This window comes from Isoptericola sp. NPDC057559, from assembly GCF_042801555.1.
Lineage (GTDB): Bacteria > Actinomycetota > Actinomycetes > Actinomycetales > Cellulomonadaceae > Isoptericola.
In genome coordinates this window covers 107562-124187 of record NZ_JBHVFQ010000010.1, presented here as the reverse complement: position 1 = coordinate 124187, position 16626 = coordinate 107562, and the positions used below count along the sequence as shown (strand labels likewise).

Below are 16626 nucleotides of genomic sequence, written 5' to 3'. Positions count from 1 at the left end.
GTCGTGGCGGTCGCCGCGCGTCTCGCCCGGTCGAGGCCTCAGACCGCCTCGGCGACCTTGGCACGCAGCTTCGCGGCCTCCGCGGTCGTCGCGGCCTTGACGGTGTCCGCCTTGGCCCGGACGGTCCCGGCCTTCGCCTCCGCGACGCGGGCGGCGTGCTCGCGCGCCTGGTGCACGCGGTAGCTCACGCCGGGGCGGCCCTCGAGGTCGATGCCGGCGATCACGGCGGCGCCGACCTTGCCGAGGTCCTTGACGAAGGCGGCCGTGCGCAGGCTGCGCTCGGCGCCCTTGCTCGTGAACGGCTGGTGCGCGACGGCGAGCGGCGCGGTGAGGGCGGCCAGCGCGAGGGCCGCGGTGCGCGGGGTGCGCCCGACGGCGAGGAGCAGTCCGGCGGCGGCGGTGACGGCGCCGTGCGCGCGGACCACCAGGCCGAGCTGGCGGTCGCTCAGCGGCTCGGCGCCGACGGCGTCCGTGACCAGCGCGGCGCCGTCGCGGGCGGCGTCCACGTGCTCGGCCGGGTGCAGGGCGGCCTGGATCCCGTCGTAGACGAACGGTGCGGCGAGGAGGGGGCGGGCGATACGGCGCAGCAGCATGGGCCCACTGTGGCAGAGGGGTCCGTGGCTTGCGCGGCGACGTGCGGGCGCGCCGCCCGGTGGCGTCGGGTGGTGTCGGGCATGGTCGGAGGGCGCTCAGGCGAGCGGCGCGCCCTCCCACCAGTCGTGGTGCGACCGCGGCGGCCGCCGCGACCCGAGCCCGTCGCGGCGGACCGTGCGGACGAGGCGCGCGCCGTAGGTGGCGACCAGCAGGAGGGCGAGGATCAGCAGGATCGTGGTCATGGCAGTAAGTCTTCGCGCAGCGCACTCCTGCCACGAGTGGCAGGAGTGCCATGATGCATCGACATCCCGCCATGATCGTGGGACGCTGGTCGCATGATCCGCAAGGTCGCCGCCGTCGTCGTGCCGGGCGTCGCGCCGTTCGAGCTCGGCGTCGCGTACGAGGTGTTCGGCATCGACCGCTCGGACACCGGCGGCCCCGCGTTCGAGTTCACCCTCTGCACGCCGCGGCCCGGGCCGGTGATGACCAAGGGCGGCTTCCCCGTGGTCGTGGAGCGCGGCTTGGACGCGCTCGACGACGCGGACCTCGTCGTCGTCGTCGCCTACGGGATCGACGAGGAGGGCGACGAGGTGCTCCCGGGCGCCTACCTCGACGCGCTGCGCGGCGCCCACGACCGGGGCGCGTGGCTGTTCGCCATCTGCTCGGGCGCGTTCGCGCTCGCCGGGGCGGGCCTGCTCGACGGGCGGCGGTGCACCACGCACTGGATGTACACGGAGCGGCTGGCGGCCGAGGTCCCCACCGCCGACGTCGACCCCGACGCCCTCTACGTGGAGGACGGTCGGGTGCTCACCAGCGCCGGCACCGCCGCGGGCATCGACGCGGCGCTGCACCTGGTGCGGTCGGAGCTCGGCGCCGAGGCGGCCCGGAGCATCGCGCGGCGCATGGTGGTGCCGCCCCAGCGGGAGGGCGGGCAGGCGCAGTTCGTCGTCGACCCGCTGCCCCGCGAGGGGGAGTCCCTCGCGGGCCTGCTCTCCTGGATGCGCGCGCACCTCGCCGAGGAGCACACCGTCCCGCGCCTGGCGCGCCGCGCGGCGCTCTCGGAGCGGACGTTCGCGCGCCGCTTCCGCCAGGAGACGGGGACGACGCCGGCCGCCTGGCTGGCGCGTCAGCGGGTGGCCCGCGCGCAGGAGCTGCTCGAGACCACCCCCGCGCCCGTCGACGAGATCGCCCGTGTCTGCGGGTTCGGGAGCGCGCCGGTGCTGCGCCACCACTTCGCCCGGCAGCTCGGCACCAGCCCCGTCGCCTACCGTCGCCGGTTCGCCGCGCCGGTCGCTTCCTGAGCTCTCCCGGGGCGGGAATGCGCGGGGCCCTCCCGCGGTTGCCACCGACGTGAACACCCGCACCTCGCCGACGGCGCTCGCCGCCGTCCCCGACGCCGGACCTGAGTCCGTGCGGCTGTTCGCCGTCCCGGCCGACGCCCTGACGGCGAGCACGTCCCGCCCGGCGACCGGCAGCAGCAGCCCGCAGACCCCGTGGATCGGAGGACCCCTCCCTGTGCCTGGACTAGGCTCGACGGTGATGACCCAGGATCTGGACCCGGCAGGCGGCGACGCGCTGCACGGGAGCACCGGGACCACCCCGGACAGCGAGGAGATCCCCGAGGACACGGAACGTGCCCCCGAGGGAGAGAGCAGCGCGGCGCGTGCCGCGCGCTTCGAGCGTGACGCGCTGCAGTACCTGGACCAGCTCTACTCCGCCGCGCTGCGCATGACGCGCAACCCCGCGGACGCCGAGGACCTGGTGCAGGAGACGTTCGCCAAGGCGTTCGCCGCGTTCCACCAGTACAAGCCGGGCACGAACCTCAAGGCCTGGCTGTACCGCATCCTCACCAACACGTTCATCAACAGCTACCGCAAGAAGCAGCGCGAGCCGCAGCAGTCCCAGGCGGAGGACGTCGAGGACTGGCAGATCGCGCGCGCCGCGTCGCACACGTCGCAGGGGTTGCGGTCGGCCGAGGCCGAGGCGCTCGACCGGCTGCCGGACTCCGACGTGAAGCGGGCGCTGCAGGAGCTGCCCGAGGACCGACGCATGGTCGTGTACTACGCGGACGTCGAGGGCTTCCCCTACAAGGAGATCGCCGAGATCATGGGTACGCCGATCGGGACGGTGATGTCCCGGCTGCACCGCGGGCGCCGGCAGCTGCGCGAGCTGCTCGCCGACTACGCCGCGCAGCGCGGACTGGTCTCGGCTCGTGGAGGAGCGTCATGACCGACCCCGTCACCCCCATCCCGCACGAGCGTGCCGAGGGTGAGAACGAGTGCGAGCACGCCCTCGTCCACCTGAACGAGTACCTCGACTCCGAGATGACCCCCGAGGACGAGCAGCGGATGCGCGCGCACGTGGCGCACTGCTCCCCGTGCCTCGCGGAGCTGAGCGTCGAGGAGCTGGTCAAGCAGCTCGTCCGGCGCTCCTGCTCGGAGCGCGCGCCGGAGACCCTCCGCGTCCGCATCCACGCGCAGCTGACGGTGATGTCGACGGTCGTCTGACCGCCGGCAGGCACCGGACACGTCGAAGGGCCGGGAACCCCGTGGGGTTCCCGGCCCTTCGACGTGTCCGGCGGACGTCCCGGCCCGAGTGATCAGGCGTTGGGACGCTTGCCGTGGTTCGCGCCGTTGCCCTTGCGGCTACGACGCTTACGACCGCGCTTGCTCATGGTGGTCTCCTCACGAAGGATGGACGGGGTCGCGTCCATGATCCCACATGGCTGCCACGACCTGATCAGCCGTCGCGCCGGCGCGAGCGGGAGACGACCACCCCGGCGACGCCGAGCGCGATGGCGGCGAGAGCGGCCGCCAACCACGGCACGAGGTCCGCGCCGGTGATCGGCAGGCTGCCGAGCCCCGTCGGGGGCGCCTCGGCCCCGGGCCCGCCCGGTCCGGTGGACGGCGACGCGGTCGGCGTGCCGCCGGACGGCTCGGGGGAGGGTGACGGGGAGGGCGCCGGACCCGCGTACGAGTTGACGATCACGCAGGTGGCCTCCTGCCCGGGCTCCAGCCCGCTCAGCTCACCCGCTCCGCCGCCGAGGTCCTCCACCGCGGGCGCCGCGCCGGGGCCGTCGTCGAGCGTGCAGGCCCAGCTGCCGTGGGTCCACTCCGACTCGTCCAGGCCCTCGACCGCCGACTCGGCGAGCGAGATGCTCACCTGCGCGGGCACGGCCGTGCCGGGGACGTTCCCCGGTGCTCCGTCGGGGTTGACGATCGTCCGGCCGTCGACGGCGCCCGTGAGCACCCAGTCCTCGGGCGTGCCGTCGCCGCCCTCCACCTCCTTGACGAGGTGGAGGACGGGGTCGACGGCGCGGTTCTGCGCCTCGCACCGGACCTGCTGGCCGGGGGCCAGCGGGGCGAGCGCCGCGGAGCCGTCGTCGCGGGTGACGATCTCGGGCTCGGGGGCCGCGGGGCCGTCGACCACCGCGCACGTCCAGCCGAGCTTGTCGTACCCGGAGTCGTCCCAGCCGTTCGGCGCCTCGTCGAGCACGAACGACTCGCCGAGCCCGACCACCTGGACCGGCGCCTCCGCCCCGGGCGAGCTGCCCGGGTTGCGGAGCGTCGTGCCGGCGTCGCCCTCGCCCGACAGCGTCCAGTCGGACGGCTCGCGGTCGGTGCCACCCGACACCTGCTTGTCGAGCTGCAGCTCCGGCGGGATCGCGGTGTTGGTGACGGTGCAGGTCACGTGCTGGCCGGCGCCGAGGCCGGGGAGGGTCGCCGTGCCCGGACCGCCCGCGGTGACGGCGACGTCGGCCCCGTCGGCGTCCTGGCACGCCCAGGCCCCGAGGTCGAAACCGCCGTCGGCCTCTCCCTCGCGTGCCCACGCCTCGCCGAGCGTGATGTCCGTGCCGATGGTGACGGGGGCGGCGGCCACGTCACCGGGCTCGCCGTCGGGGTTCACGTCGTCGTCCCCGTAGGCGCCGCTGAGCGTCCAGTCCGCGTCGCTGTACCGCTCGTCGCCGCCGGCGTCCACGATCTTGTCGAGCGCGAGGCTGGGCTCGTCGGCGGTGTTGGTGATGGTGCACGTGACGCTCTCGCCGACCGTGAGCCCGGGGAGCGTGGCGGCCCCCGGCCCGTCGACGTCGAGGGCGACGTCCTCGCCCTCCGCGTCCTGGCAGGCCCAGTCGCCGGGGGTGTATCCGGTGGCGTCGAAGTCCCCGGCCGGGGCCTCGGTGAGGGCGATGTCCTCGTCGACGGCCACCTGGCCGGTGGCGGTGCCGTCGCCGGTGACGCTGCTGCTCGCGCCGGTGCCGGTGAGGGTCCAGTCCGCGGCGCGGACGTCGGGGTCGCTGGACACGACCTCCTTGGCGAGCGACAGCGTCGGGGGCACCGCCGTGTTGGTGACGGTGCAGACGACCGCCTGGCCGACCGTGAGCGCCGGGATCGTGCCCTCCGCCGACACCGCGACCGCGGACGCCGGGTCGGTGCTGGTGTCCTCGCAGGTCCAGTCGCCGGCGGTGTAGCCGCGGTCGTCGAAGTCGCCGCGGGGCGCCTCCGAGAACGCGTACCCCGTGTTGGTGTAGACGTCCGTGACCTCGGTGTCCCCTCCGTCCGGGTCGGTGACGGTCGGCGCGACCGGGTCGACGACCTCCGTCGGCTCCGCCGCGAGGACCCAGTCCGTCGGCGTGGCGGGGCCGCCGCCGGCGACCTCCTTGACCAGCTGCAGGGTCGGCTGGATCGCCGTGTTGACGATCTCGCACGAGGCGCCCTCGCCGTCCGGCAGGTCGATCTGCCCGGTGCCCAGCGGGAACGGGGCGTCGGGCTGGGAGTCCAGCGTGCACGTCCACGTCTCGCCGTTCTCGTACCCCGCGACCGTCGACTCGGTCGGCACGTAGCCGCCCGGCAGGACCGGCTGACGCTCGACGCCGCCGGCCCCGCTGACAGGCTCCTGCTCCCGCGGCGGCGTGAACGTGCCGCCGGCGGGGTCCGGGGCGACGGGGGACGTCCACGCGGCCCCGAGGGTCCACCGCTCGGCCCCCTGGGTGGTCTCCCGCCCGTCGATCGCGACGGTCTTGACCAGCTCCAGCTCCGGCTCGGCGACGTTCTCGGCGGTGCACTTGGCCCATTGCCCGGCGCTGACGGTGACGCCGCCGTTGCGACCGTCGAACTGGTCGGTGCCCCAGGTCGGGGTGCCGTCGTCCCCGACCCCGGCCGCCGTGACGCAGAGCCACGACCCGGTGGCGCCGTTGGCGGCGGCGTCGTTCCACTGACCGGTCAGCGACGGGTTCCAGCGCTGGACGTAGCTCGACGACCCGCCGGTGGTGCCCTCCTCGCCGAGGGCGTACCGGACCTCCGGCGTCACCGGGCTCGTCGCGTCCTCCCTCCCGCTGACCGCGCCCTGCGGGCCGGGGAGCGCACCCGTGGCGTCGATCGCGGACGCGCTCAGCTCCCAGTCGTCCGCCGTGGCCGGGCCGGTGCTCTCCACCCACTTCTCGAGCGTGAGCCGGGACTCGCAGGTGACGGTGTTGACGACGGTCACCGCGTTGACGAACGGGGAGGAGTCGTCGCCGGTCGGTTCCAGCCCCACGTCGCCCGTGCCCGTCGCCTCGTTCGTGCAGAGCGGAGGCAGGCCCGTGACCGTCTCGCCGACGTCCACCGTCCCGCCGGGCACGAGGTTGCCGTAGGTGGTGCCGAAGTAGTGCGGTCCGTCGGGCAGGCCGACGCCGTCGCCGGAGAGCGTGAGCGCGGCGGACAGGTTCGCGATGGGCAGCACGTCGTCGGGCCCGTACGGCCCGTCGAGGTCCTCGCCGTCGCCGTCGAGGTCGAACCACCACTGCTTGTCGACCTCGAGCATCGCCGTCTGGGTCTCGGCCTGGTTGATGATCTGGCAGGACACGATGGCGCCCTGCGGCACGTTGACGGTGAACCCCGGGCCGTCGGCGTCGTTCTCGACCGCCACGGACTCCGTCGTCCAGCTGTTCGTGCAGGCGGCGTTGTCGCCGTCCTGGAGCTCGAGCGAGTAGCCGCCCACCGTGTCCTCGACGACGTGGACGTCGTCGTCGGTGTCGATCGGCTGGTTGAGCTGGAAGCTCACCGCACCGGTGGAGCCCGTCGCCGCCTGTGCGGACGTCGCGAACTCGTCGGTGCTGCCCGACACCTTGACGATCGGGGTCGCGGCATCGGCGGCCATCTGCCAGCCGGAGGTGGCGACCGGCGCGCCGCCGCCGGCCGGCCGGACCAGCTTGGTCACGTTCACGGTGCTCGCGCACCCGCCGCTGGCGAGCGTGCGCATCGTCTGCTGCAGCGCGGTGTAGTCGCTCACCGCGAAGTAGTCGGTGTTCGCGGTCGGGCCCGAGACCGCCACGAGGTTCGCGGGGGAGCCGGCGATGCCGCTCCCCACACCGATGGCCTGGACGGTCACCCCGGACTGCTTGACGGCGTTGGCCGAGGCGACGGCGTGCTCGAGCTCGATGAACCGCGTCGTGCTGCCCGATCCGTCGCCGTTGACGTTGTAGTAGGTCGGGAGGCCGTCGGTGATCATCACCACGACGTCGAGGCCCTGGTCCGCCAGCGTGCTGACCCCGCGGAAGCCGGCGTCCCAGTTCGTCCCGTTGTTCGTCGGGACGGTGAGTCCGGCGACCTTGTCGCGGACGGTCTGCGCCCCGGTCGTGGTCGCGACGGAGGTGAGGCCGAGGGTCGAGTTGCCCGTGCCCGACGACGGCGAGGTCGTCCCGAAGGTCTGGATCGCGACGCGCGACGGCGTCCCGGCCAGCGCGTTGACGTAGGCCGTCGCAGCAGTCTTGAGGGCGTTGACGCTGCCGGAGTTCGAGACCGAGGTCGAGACGTCGACCAGCAGAGCGACGTTCAGGCCGCACTTCACGGCGAGGGCCGGGTTGTCGGCCGAGGCCGGCATCGCCGTCCCGGAGGTGGTCTGGTTCCGGGTGGTCGCCGCCGCCACGGTGGCGGGGACGGTGTAGGCGGTGTCCGCGTAGACGGGGCCGGTCTGGTACTCGAGGGCCACGGTGCTGCGGTTCGCCGTGGTGCCCGTCGTCACCTGGTCGATCAGGGTGTAGCCGGCCGGCACGGCGGTCGCCACGGCGATGTAGCCGTACGGCGTCGCGTTCTGGCCGCCCGTCGACGCGAAGCGCGGCGCCAGGGTCACGTTGCACATCCCCGTGCCGTCCGTCGTGCAGGTCGCGCCGTCGACCAGCGCGCCCCGGGCCCCCGTGCTGGTCGCCTGGTAGAACTGGAAGGTCGCGCCGGCCAGCGGCGCGATGGTGCCGTTGGCCGCGCGGGCCCCGCCCGCCTTGATCGTGATGTTTCCCTGGTCCGCCACCGGGAGCCCCTTGCCGGGGGCGCCCACCGCCGCTGCGGCGGTCGGCGTCACCGGCCCGAGCGGAGCCACCAGGGCGATCGCGGCGACCACGGCGAGGAGGGTCCCTGCGACCCTGCGCCGCGGGTCGGTCCTGTGCCGCTCGCCCGAGACTCGATCCATCACGCGGTTCCTCCGTCAGCCGGTCAGCCCGTCGCCCGCCCCGAGGGGCGTGGGTCGCCGGCAGCCCGCGGCGCACCCGCCTGTCTGCGATGTAACCATGGCCCTAGGGGGACCGCGAACGGTCCCCAGGGTCGGATTCCGGGGCATCCCCGATCCGGGAGGCGGTCCGCTCTGAGAGGGTGGACCCGTCCCCAGCAGCCCGAGCACCACAGGGAGCCTCATGAGCACGGAGTCGTGGGCGGTCGCCGCCCCGCAGACCATCGACGTCGAGCAGGCGACGGGGGTGACGCTCCGCCTGCAGGACGGGCGCGCCGACGTGGTCGCCGACCCGGCGGCCACCGGCGTGCGCATCGAGCTGCTCGAGGTCGGCGCGAAGCCGCTCCAGGTCGTGCGCGACGGCGACCGGCTGCGGGTCGGCTACGAGTCCTCGGTGCTCGACTCCGTGATGGCGAAGCTGCGCAACCCGCGCCAGAGCGAGCGCGCCGTGGTGCGCGTGGTCGTGCCCGCGGACGGCGCTGTCGACGTCGGCACGCTCGGTGCGGACGTCCAGGTCACGGGCGGGCGGAAGGTCGCGGTGAAGACCGTCACCGGCGCCGTCCGCGCCACCGGCACCACCGGTCCGATGTCGCTCAAGACCGTGTCGGGATCGATGTCGGCGCAGGAGCACACGGGCGACGTGACGGGCTCGAGCGCGGCGGGCTCCATCGCGCTCTCGGGCGCCCTCGCGAGGGTCTCCCTGAACACGGTGTCGGGGGCCGCCACGATCACCGCGACCCAGGCCAGCCCCATGATCACCGCGAAGACCGTCTCCGGCGCGATCGACCTGCGCCTGCCCGCCGGCACGCCCGTCAACCTCCGGGTGCGCGGGGCGTCGGGCCAGGTGGTCCTCGACGGCTCGGTGCTCCCCAGCGCGGGTGCCACCCTGGTCGTCGACCACGGCGAGCAGCCGGCCGACGGCCGCAGCGCCGCCTACCTGTCCGCGACGGTGACGTCCGCGCACGTCACCGTCGACCGTCGTTGACCACCGACGCCCACGGGCGTCGGCGAGGAGGACCGATGACCGCACCGTCCGCACCCCACGTCGCCCTGCTGGAAGACGCCTTCGGGCGCGTCGTGGGGGAGGCCCGCCGCGTGCTCCGCGGCGCCACCGCCGAGCGCCTCGCGTACCGGCCCGACCCGGACGCGAACACGGTCGCGTGGCTCCTCTGGCACCTGGCACGGGTGCAGGACGACCACGTGGCGGACGTGGCGGGCGTCGAGCAGCGCTGGACGGCGGGCGGCTGGGCCGCGAAGTTCGCGCTGCCGTTCGACCCGGCCGACACGGGGTACGGCCACACGCCGGAGCAGGTCGCGGCCGTGCGCGCCGACGCGACCCTGCTCCGCGGCTACCTCGAGGACGTGCACGCCGCGACGACGGCGTACCTGGCGACCGTCACCGCCGCTGACCTGGAGCGTGTGGTGGACACCCGCTGGGACCCGCCGGTCACGCTGGCGGTGCGCCTCGTGAGCGTCGCCGCCGACGACCTGCAGCACGTGGGGCAGGCCGCGTACGTGCGCGGCCTGGCCCAGCGGGCGGGCGCCTGAGCCCGGTCACTCGTCGGCGGGCAGCCCGAGCCAGGAGTGCCAGCCGGTGTGCAGCACGAGCCACGCCATGAGGCCGTAGCCGGCCTGCCCGGGGTAGGTCGAGCCGCTGGTCGCGAGGTCGGCCAGCCACTGCTCGTGCTGCGCCAGCGGCGTGTAGGTGTCGACGTACGGCACCCGGCGCCGGCTGGCGACGTCGGAGAAGGCGGCGGAGAGCTCGGCGATCCGGCCGCCGTCCTCCGGTCGGCCCGGCGGCGGCCCGACGACGAACGCCGGGACCCGGCTCGCCTCGGCCACGTCGAGGATGTTCGCCAGGTTCAGCCGCGACCGGGCCACGGACAGCGACGAGGCGACGTCGTGCCGCCCGAGCGCGACCACGAGGCGGTTCTCGCAGGTGTCCTCGGGCCCGAACCGCGAGTCCGTCTCGGCCTGCCAGCGCGCGCCGAGCGCCGAGCTGGTCTCTCCCGGCACGGCGAGCGTGAACGCCATCGCGGGCCGCCCGAACCGGGTGCGCGCCATGACGCGGCCCGTCCATCCCAGGGCGCGGGCGTCCCCGACGCCCACGCTGAGCTCGTCGCCCACGACGCAGATGCGCACCTCGGTCTGGGTCACAGAGCCTTCACCGTCCAAGTCCTGTCTCGCAGTTGCGCGGCCATTCTGCCCGCGGCCCGGCCGGGTGGCGGGATCCCACGCCGGGCCGGGCCGTGCGGCGGGCCGAGGGCATGCCCCGGACGGCGTCAGAGCAGGGTGGCGCCCCAGCGCACGACGTGCTCGTCGCCGGGGGCGAGCCGCACCAGGCGCTCCCCGGTGTTGAACGCGTCGGCGACGCAGCTCATGGGCTCGGCCGCGAGCCCGAACCGCTCGTAACCGGTGATGTGGTCGGCCGAGCAGACCTGCCAGCAGTCCATCGAGCCGTCCATCCAGATCGCGGCCGTGCGCCCGTCCGGGCACCCGAGCCGCGCCCAGGAGAGGCCGGCGTCGTCGCGGGTCGCGTCGACCCACGCGTCGTCGAGGTCCAGCCCCGCCATCGACCGGGTGGCGCGCAGGTCGTACGGGCCGGCGACGGGCTCGGTTCCGGTGGGCAGCAGGCGGCCGTCGACGGTCACGTGGGTCGTGGCGTCGAGGCTCACGGTGCACGCGTCGAGCGACGCGCCGCCGGTCGAGAGCCAGGGGTGGAAGCCGACGCCGTACGGCGCGGTCCCGGCGCCCACGTTGCGCGCCCGCGTCACCACCTCCAGGCCGGCGTCGGAGACCGCGTAGCGCACCTGCAGCACGAGCTGGAACGGCCAGCCCTTCTGCGCCGGGAGCGCGAGCTCGAGGGTCACCGCGTCCTCGGCGACCTCGACCGGCGTCCACCGGTACCAGCAGACGAGCCCGTGGAGGGCCGTGCCGCGGTCGGGCTCGCTCACCGCCACCTGGTGCGGCACGCCGTCGACGACGTAGGCGCCGTCGCGCAGGCGGTTGGGCCACGGCTGGAGGACGGCGGCGTTGAAGACGGGGGCGGCCTCCTCCTCGGCGAAGGGGACGAAGACGTCGCGACCGCCGACGGCGTACTCGCGCACCATCGCACCGACCTCGGTGATGGTGGCGCGGTGCTCGCCGGCGGCGATGCGGAACTGCCGGCCCGACGGGGTGGGGACGGCGGAGGATTCAGCGGTGTTCACGCTCACACCGTAGTCGGCACGCCGGATCGGTGCGGGCGACGTAGCGTAGGGGAGCCAGATCTGACGACACGTCTCCTCGCGCGCGCGAGGGGTCCGCGCCGACGTCGACGACGGCGGTGCCACCGAACGGGGGAACGATGGAGAAGCAGGTGCTCGGCCGCACCGGCCGGCTGGTGTCGGTCGTCGGCCTGGGAACCTGGCAGCTGGGGGCGGACTGGGGCTCGGTCGACGACGACCAGGCCCGGTCGGTGCTCGATGCCGCGTTCGAGTCCGGCGTGACCTTCTTCGACACGGCGGACGTCTACGGCGACGGGCGCAGCGAGCAGACCATCGGCGCGTTCCTCGCGGACCACCGCGACGACGGGCTCACCGTGGCCACGAAGATGGGCCGCCGGATGGACCAGGTGCCGGAGAACTACGTGCTGGCGAACTTCCGCGAGTGGACCGACCGGTCGCGCCGCAACCTCGGCGTCGAGACGCTGGACCTCGTCCAGCTGCACTGCCCGCCCACCGCCGTGTACTCGGACGACGAGGTCTTCGACGCGCTCGACACGCTCGTCGCCGACGGCGTGACGGCCGCGTACGGCGTCTCGGTCGAGACGGTCGACGAGGCGCTCACCGCCATCGCGCGGCCGGGCGTCGCCACGGTGCAGATCATCCTCAACGCGTTCCGCCTCAAGCCGCTCGAGCAGGTGCTCCCCGCGGCGTCCGCGGCCGGCGTGGGGGTCATCGCGCGGGTGCCCCTCGCGTCCGGCCTCCTGTCGGGCCGGTACACGCACGAGACCACGTTCTCCGAGGACGACCACCGCACGTTCAACCGCGAGGGCAAGGCCTTCGACGTCGGGGAGACCTTCGCGGGCGTCCCGTTCGACGTCGGGGTCGACGCCGCCGCACGGTTCACGGAGCTCGCGGGCTCCGCCGCGGGGCAGGACCTCACGCCCGCCCAGGCGGCCATCGCCTGGGTCTGGCAGCAGCCCGGCGTCTCGACCGTCATCCCCGGCGCGCGCAGCGCCGAGCAGGCGCGGCTCAACGCGGCCGCCGGCTCCGCCGAGGTGCTCGGGCCGCTGTTCACCTCCGGCGTGCGCGAGATCTACGACGAGGCGATCAAGGAGCACGTGCACGACAGGTGGTGAGGCGGAGGTCCCGCCGGACCTCGCCGCCGCACCGGACGTCGCAGCACGAAGGGCGCCCCTCCACCCGCAGGTGGAGGGGCGCCCTTCGTCGTTCCCGTGCGCGGCGCGTCAGACGCGGTCGAAGGCCTGCGCGAGCAGGACCTCCTGCTGCTCCTTGTGCCGCTTGGCCGTGCCGGGCGCGGTGGCGGCGGACGCCGGGCGGGACGCGACGCGCACGCGCGGCATGTCCTCCGGGAAGGCCAGGTGGAGGAAGGACCAGGCGCCCTGGTTCTCCGGCTCGTCCTGGACCCACACGACCTCGGCGCCCGGGTACTGCGCGAGCTGCGCGCGGATCTGCTCCTCCGGGAACGGGTAGAGCTGCTCCAGGCGCACCAGGGCGGTGCGGGTGTCCTCGCGGCGGGTCCGCTCGGCGAGCAGGTCGTAGTACACGCGGCCCGTGCTCAGCAGCACGCGGTCCACCTGCGCGGCGTCCACGGTCGGGTCCGGCAGGACCGGCTCGAACGTGCCCGTCGTGAAGTCCTCCACGCTGGAGGCCGCGGCCTTGAGGCGCAGCAGCTGCTTCGGCGTGAAGACGACCAGCGGGCGGCGCGGGCGGGCGTACGCCTGCTGACGCAGCAGGTGGAAGTACGACGCCGGCGTGGACGGCTGCGCGACGGTCATGTTGTTCTCGGCCGCGAGCTGCAGGAAGCGCTCGATGCGGGCGGACGAGTGGTCCGGCCCCTGGCCCTCGTAGCCGTGCGGCAGCAGCATGACCAGCGACGAGCTCTGGCCCCACTTCTGCTCGGCCGACGAGATGAACTCGTCGATGACCGTCTGGGCGCCGTTGACGAAGTCGCCGAACTGCGCCTCCCAGAGCACCAGGGCGTCCGGGCGCTCCACGGAGTAGCCGTACTCGAAGCCGAGGGCCGCGTACTCGCTGAGCGAGGAGTCGTACACCCAGAACTTCGCCTGGTCGCCCGCCAGGTACAGCAGCGGGGTCCACTCGGCGCCCGTGTTGCGGTCGTGGAGCACGGCGTGGCGCTGCACGAACGTGCCGCGGCGCGAGTCCTGCCCGGCGAGGCGCACCGGGGTGCCCTCCATGAGCAGCGACCCGAAGGCGGCGAGCTCGCCGAAGCCCCAGTCGATGCCACCCTCCTTGGCCATGAGCTGGCGCTTCTCCAGCATCTGGGCCAGCTTCGGGTGCACGGTGAAGCCCTCGGGGGCCGACACCTGGACGGCGCCGACGCGCTCGAGCACGGCGTGCGGCACGGCCGTCTGCCAGCCCACCATGTCGCCGGCGCCCTCGCGCTGCGACTCGGGCCGCTCGAGGCCGAGGATCTCGTCGTCGCCGTCGGGCGTCGTGGCCGCGCCCGCCGACTTGGTCTCGGTGAAGACCCGCTCGAGCTGGGACTGGTAGTCCTGCAGCGCCTGCTCGGCCTCCTCGACCGTGATGTCGCCGCGCGCCACGAGGTTCTTCGTGTAGAGCTTGCGCACCGACTGCTTGGCCTCGATGAGGTTGTACATCAGCGGCTGCGTCATCGAGGGGTCGTCGCCCTCGTTGTGGCCGCGGCGGCGGTAGCAGACCATGTCGATGATGACGTCGCGGTCGAACTGCTCGCGGTAGGCGAAGGCGAGCTCGGCCACGCGCACGCAGGCCTCGGGGTCGTCGCCGTTCACGTGGAAGACGGGGACCTGGTAGCCCTTGGCGACGTCGGTCGCGTAGGTGGTGGAGCGCGACGACGACGGTCCGGTGGTGAAGCCCACCTGGTTGTTGATGATCACGTGGATCGTGCCGCCGGTGCGGTAGCCGCGCAGCTGCGCGAGGTTGAGCACCTCGGGGACCACGCCCTGGCCCGCGAAGGCCGCGTCGCCGTGGATGAGGATCGGCAGGACGGAGAACCCGTCGCCGCCCAGGTCGATGCGGTCCTGCTTGGCGCGCACGATGCCCTCGAGCACCGGGTCGACCGCCTCGAGGTGGGACGGGTTCGCCGCGAGGTAGACCTTCGTGGTCGCGCCGGTCTCGGCCGTGAAGACGCCCTCGGTGCCGAGGTGGTACTTCACGTCGCCGGAGCCCTGCACGCTCTTCGGGTCGAGCTGGCCCTCGAACTCCTTGAAGATCTGGCCGTAGCTCTTGCCCGCGATGTTCGCCAGCACGTTGAGGCGGCCGCGGTGCGCCATGCCGATGCCGACCTCGTCGAGCCCGCCCTCGGCGGCCTTCGACAGGATGGCGTCCAGCAGCGGGATGACGGACTCGCCGCCCTCGAGCGAGAAGCGCTTCTGGCCGACGTACTTGGTCTGCAGGAAGGTCTCGAACGCCTCGGCGGAGTTCAGGCGGCGCAGGATGCGCAGCTGGTCCTCGCGCGGCGTGCGGGCGTAGCCCGACTCGAGCCGCTCCTGCAGCCACCTGCGCTGGGCCGGGTCGGCGATGTGCATGTACTCGACGCCGATGGTGCGGCAGTACGAGTCGCGCAGCAGGCCGAGGATGTCGCGCAGCGTGTCCTTGGTCTTGCCGCCGAAGCCGCCCGTCGGGAAGCGGCGGTCCAGGTCCCACAGCGTCATGCCGTGGTTCTGGATGTCCAGGTCGGGGTGCTTGCGCTGGCGGTAGGCGAGCGGGTCGGTCTCCGCCATGAGGTGGCCGCGCGAGCGGTAGGAGTGGACCAGCTCGGCGATGCGGGCCGGCTTGGCGGCCTCGACGTCGGCGTCCACCGTGTTGTCGCGCACCCACCGGACCGGCTCGTACGGCACCCGCAGGGCCGCGAAGACGCGGTCGTAGAAGCCGTCGAGGCCGAGCAGCTTGCCCGCGAGGACCTTGAGGAACTCGCCGGACTGCGCGCCCTGGATGATGCGGTGGTCGTAGGTCGACGTGATCGTCATGACCTTCGAGATCGCCATGCGGGCCAGCTGCTCCTCGGACGCGCCCGCGAACTCCGCGGGGTAGTCCATGGCGCCGACGCCGATGATCGTGCCCTGGCCGGCCATGAGGCGCGGCACGGAGTGCACGGTGCCGATGCCGCCCGGGTTGGTCAGCGAGATCGTGGTGCCGGCGAAGTCGTCCATGCCGAGCTTGCCGCCGCGCGCCTTGCGCACGAGGTCCTCGTACGCGGCCCAGAAGCCGGCGAAGTCGAGCTCCTCGGCCTTCTTGACGCTCGGCACCAGGAGCTGGCGCGAGCCGTCGGGCTTGGCGAGGTCGATCGCGAGGCCGAAGCCGACGTGCGCGGGGTGCACCACGTGCGGCTTGCCGTCGATGCTCTCGTAGTGCGCGTTCATCACCGGCATGTCGGACAGCGCCTCGACGAGGGCGAAGCCGATGAGGTGCGTGAACGAGATCTTGCCGCCGCGGCCGCGGGCCAGGTGGTTGTTGATGACGATCCGGTTGTCCACCATGAGCTTGGCGGGCACGGCGCGCACCGACGTGGCGGTCGGGACCTCGATCGAGGCCTCCATGTTGGTGACGACGCGGGCCGCGGGGCCGCGCAGCTTCTGCACGTCGTCGGTGGCGTCGTCCTCGGCGGCCTTCGGCGAGGCCTTCGCGACCTCCGCGTAGGGCGCCGTGGCCGGGAGGGCCTCGGCGACGGGGCGGACCGCGCTCACCTCGGGGTCGGCCGGGACGGGTGCCGCCTTCGCGGCCTTGCTGGCCGCCTTCGCGGCCTCGGCCGCGGCGGTGCCGGACCCGCTCGCGGGGGCGGGGGCCGCCTGGGGCGCCGCGGGCGCTGCCGGGGCGGGAGCCTGCGTCACCGGGGCCGCGGGCTGCGCGGGCGCCGCGTCGGCCGCGGCGCCGTCGTGCTCGCCGGGCTCGTAGTCGGCGAAGAAGTCCCACCACGCGGGGTCCACCGCGTTCTTGTCCTTGAGGTACTGCTCGTAGAGCTCGTCGACAAGCCATTCGTTGGCTCCGAACGCGCTCGCCACGCTGATCGACTCTGACCCGTCCTTCGGGGACACCACGCGCGGATCGCCCACTTTCACACCGTTGCAACTCGTTCGACCGGAAAATACGCACGGCGGTGCCGCACGCAGGTCCCAGCCTATGCCCTTCGCGGCGTGTCGCCGGGGAGGCCGAGCGGCGTCAGACGGCCGTTCCGGGGGCCCCGGGGCGGCATCGTGACCGTCCGGTAATGCGGGGGGCAACGGCTCCTCGGGTCGACCCGATGACTCCGTTGTCCGGCGTCATGGGCGGACCAGGCCTGGCACGACGTGACGGACGAGTGTGAGCAACGTCACGCCGTGACGGCGGCCGG

General features: G+C 73.8%; 13 protein-coding genes. 6 read left to right on the top strand and 7 right to left on the bottom strand.

The annotated features are described in order from the left end of the window. Positions 1-38 precede the first annotated feature (38 nt). Both ACFU5J_RS11990 and ACFU5J_RS11985 read right to left on the bottom strand, forming a co-directional pair. Positions 39-593, bottom strand: coding sequence for a DoxX family protein (locus ACFU5J_RS11990; RefSeq protein ID WP_430578847.1), 555 nt, complete (start codon positions 591-593; stop codon positions 39-41). A gap of 96 nt (positions 594-689) precedes the next feature. Next, positions 690-836 (bottom strand): hypothetical protein, encoded by a 147-nt coding sequence (locus tag ACFU5J_RS11985; protein WP_430577217.1) that lies wholly within the window; start codon positions 834-836, stop codon positions 690-692. A 93-nt stretch (positions 837-929) separates the two neighbouring features. On the opposite strand from ACFU5J_RS11985, the gene ACFU5J_RS11980 reads away from it, so the two are divergent. The 3 genes from ACFU5J_RS11980 (at position 930) to rsrA (ending at position 3101) form a co-directional block, all read left to right on the top strand. Further along, a complete protein-coding gene (locus ACFU5J_RS11980; RefSeq protein ID WP_430577218.1) occupies positions 930-1895 on the top strand; it encodes a helix-turn-helix domain-containing protein in 966 nt (321 codons plus the stop codon). A 238-nt stretch (positions 1896-2133) separates the two neighbouring features. Then, the gene (locus tag ACFU5J_RS11975; protein WP_430577219.1) at positions 2134-2823 is read left to right on the top strand and encodes a sigma-70 family RNA polymerase sigma factor; all 690 of its coding nucleotides are present in this window, start codon (positions 2134-2136) and stop codon (positions 2821-2823) included. Continuing rightward, a complete protein-coding gene (gene rsrA, locus ACFU5J_RS11970) occupies positions 2820-3101 on the top strand; it encodes a mycothiol system anti-sigma-R factor (protein ID WP_430577220.1) in 282 nt (93 codons plus the stop codon). The genes ACFU5J_RS11975 and rsrA overlap by 4 nt, the downstream gene beginning before the upstream one ends. 92 nt (positions 3102-3193) lie before the next feature. Here the strand turns inward: rsrA and ACFU5J_RS11965 are convergent, their stop codons facing one another. Next, on the bottom strand, positions 3194-3268 hold the full coding sequence (locus ACFU5J_RS11965) for a 50S ribosomal protein bL37 (protein WP_375791718.1): 75 nt from the start codon (positions 3266-3268) through the stop codon (positions 3194-3196). A 65-nt stretch (positions 3269-3333) separates the two neighbouring features. Continuing rightward, a complete protein-coding gene (locus ACFU5J_RS11960) occupies positions 3334-8034 on the bottom strand; it encodes a hypothetical protein (protein WP_430578846.1) in 4701 nt (1566 codons plus the stop codon). A 220-nt stretch (positions 8035-8254) separates the two neighbouring features. On the opposite strand from ACFU5J_RS11960, the gene ACFU5J_RS11955 reads away from it, so the two are divergent. Further along, positions 8255-9055, top strand: coding sequence for a DUF4097 family beta strand repeat-containing protein (locus ACFU5J_RS11955; RefSeq protein ID WP_430577222.1), 801 nt, complete (start codon positions 8255-8257; stop codon positions 9053-9055). Between the two features lie 35 nt (positions 9056-9090). Further along, positions 9091-9618 (top strand): DUF664 domain-containing protein, encoded by a 528-nt coding sequence (locus ACFU5J_RS11950; RefSeq protein WP_430577223.1) that lies wholly within the window; start codon positions 9091-9093, stop codon positions 9616-9618. Between the two features lie 6 nt (positions 9619-9624). Here ACFU5J_RS11950 and ACFU5J_RS11945 read toward each other — a convergent pair whose 3' ends face one another. Next, positions 9625-10227: a GDSL-type esterase/lipase family protein gene (locus ACFU5J_RS11945; RefSeq protein ID WP_430577224.1), complete on the bottom strand. Its 603-nt coding sequence runs from the start codon at positions 10225-10227 to the stop codon at positions 9625-9627. A 125-nt stretch (positions 10228-10352) separates the two neighbouring features. After that, positions 10353-11279 carry an aldose 1-epimerase family protein gene (locus ACFU5J_RS11940; protein WP_430578845.1) on the bottom strand — a complete coding sequence of 309 codons (927 nt, stop codon included), beginning with the start codon at positions 11277-11279 and terminating at the stop codon, positions 10353-10355. A gap of 137 nt (positions 11280-11416) precedes the next feature. On the opposite strand from ACFU5J_RS11940, the gene ACFU5J_RS11935 reads away from it, so the two are divergent. Beyond that, positions 11417-12412, top strand: coding sequence for an aldo/keto reductase (locus tag ACFU5J_RS11935; protein WP_430577226.1), 996 nt, complete (start codon positions 11417-11419; stop codon positions 12410-12412). Between the two features lie 108 nt (positions 12413-12520). On the opposite strand, the gene ACFU5J_RS11930 is transcribed toward ACFU5J_RS11935, so the two are convergent. Continuing rightward, positions 12521-16297, bottom strand: coding sequence for a multifunctional oxoglutarate decarboxylase/oxoglutarate dehydrogenase thiamine pyrophosphate-binding subunit/dihydrolipoyllysine-residue succinyltransferase subunit (locus ACFU5J_RS11930; RefSeq protein ID WP_430578844.1), 3777 nt, complete (start codon positions 16295-16297; stop codon positions 12521-12523). Positions 16298-16626: the final 329 nt, after the last annotated feature.

What these genes read in the sequence shown, in the direction of transcription:
- ACFU5J_RS11935 (WP_430577226.1), top strand. Translation starts at nt 11,417, where the DNA reads ATGGAGAAGCAGGTGCTCGGCCGCACCGGCCGGCTGGTGTCGGTCGTC.
- rsrA (WP_430577220.1), top strand. Translation starts at nt 2,820, where the DNA reads ATGACCGACCCCGTCACCCCCATCCCGCACGAGCGTGCCGAGGGTGAG.
- ACFU5J_RS11975 (WP_430577219.1), top strand. Translation starts at nt 2,134, where the DNA reads ATGACCCAGGATCTGGACCCGGCAGGCGGCGACGCGCTGCACGGGAGC.
- ACFU5J_RS11980 (WP_430577218.1), top strand. Translation starts at nt 930, where the DNA reads ATGATCCGCAAGGTCGCCGCCGTCGTCGTGCCGGGCGTCGCGCCGTTC.
- ACFU5J_RS11990 (WP_430578847.1), bottom strand. Translation starts at nt 593, where the DNA reads ATGCTGCTGCGCCGTATCGCCCGCCCCCTCCTCGCCGCACCGTTCGTC.
- ACFU5J_RS11985 (WP_430577217.1), bottom strand. Translation starts at nt 836, where the DNA reads ATGACCACGATCCTGCTGATCCTCGCCCTCCTGCTGGTCGCCACCTAC.
- ACFU5J_RS11960 (WP_430578846.1), bottom strand. Translation starts at nt 8,034, where the DNA reads ATGGATCGAGTCTCGGGCGAGCGGCACAGGACCGACCCGCGGCGCAGG.
- ACFU5J_RS11955 (WP_430577222.1), top strand. Translation starts at nt 8,255, where the DNA reads ATGAGCACGGAGTCGTGGGCGGTCGCCGCCCCGCAGACCATCGACGTC.
- ACFU5J_RS11950 (WP_430577223.1), top strand. Translation starts at nt 9,091, where the DNA reads ATGACCGCACCGTCCGCACCCCACGTCGCCCTGCTGGAAGACGCCTTC.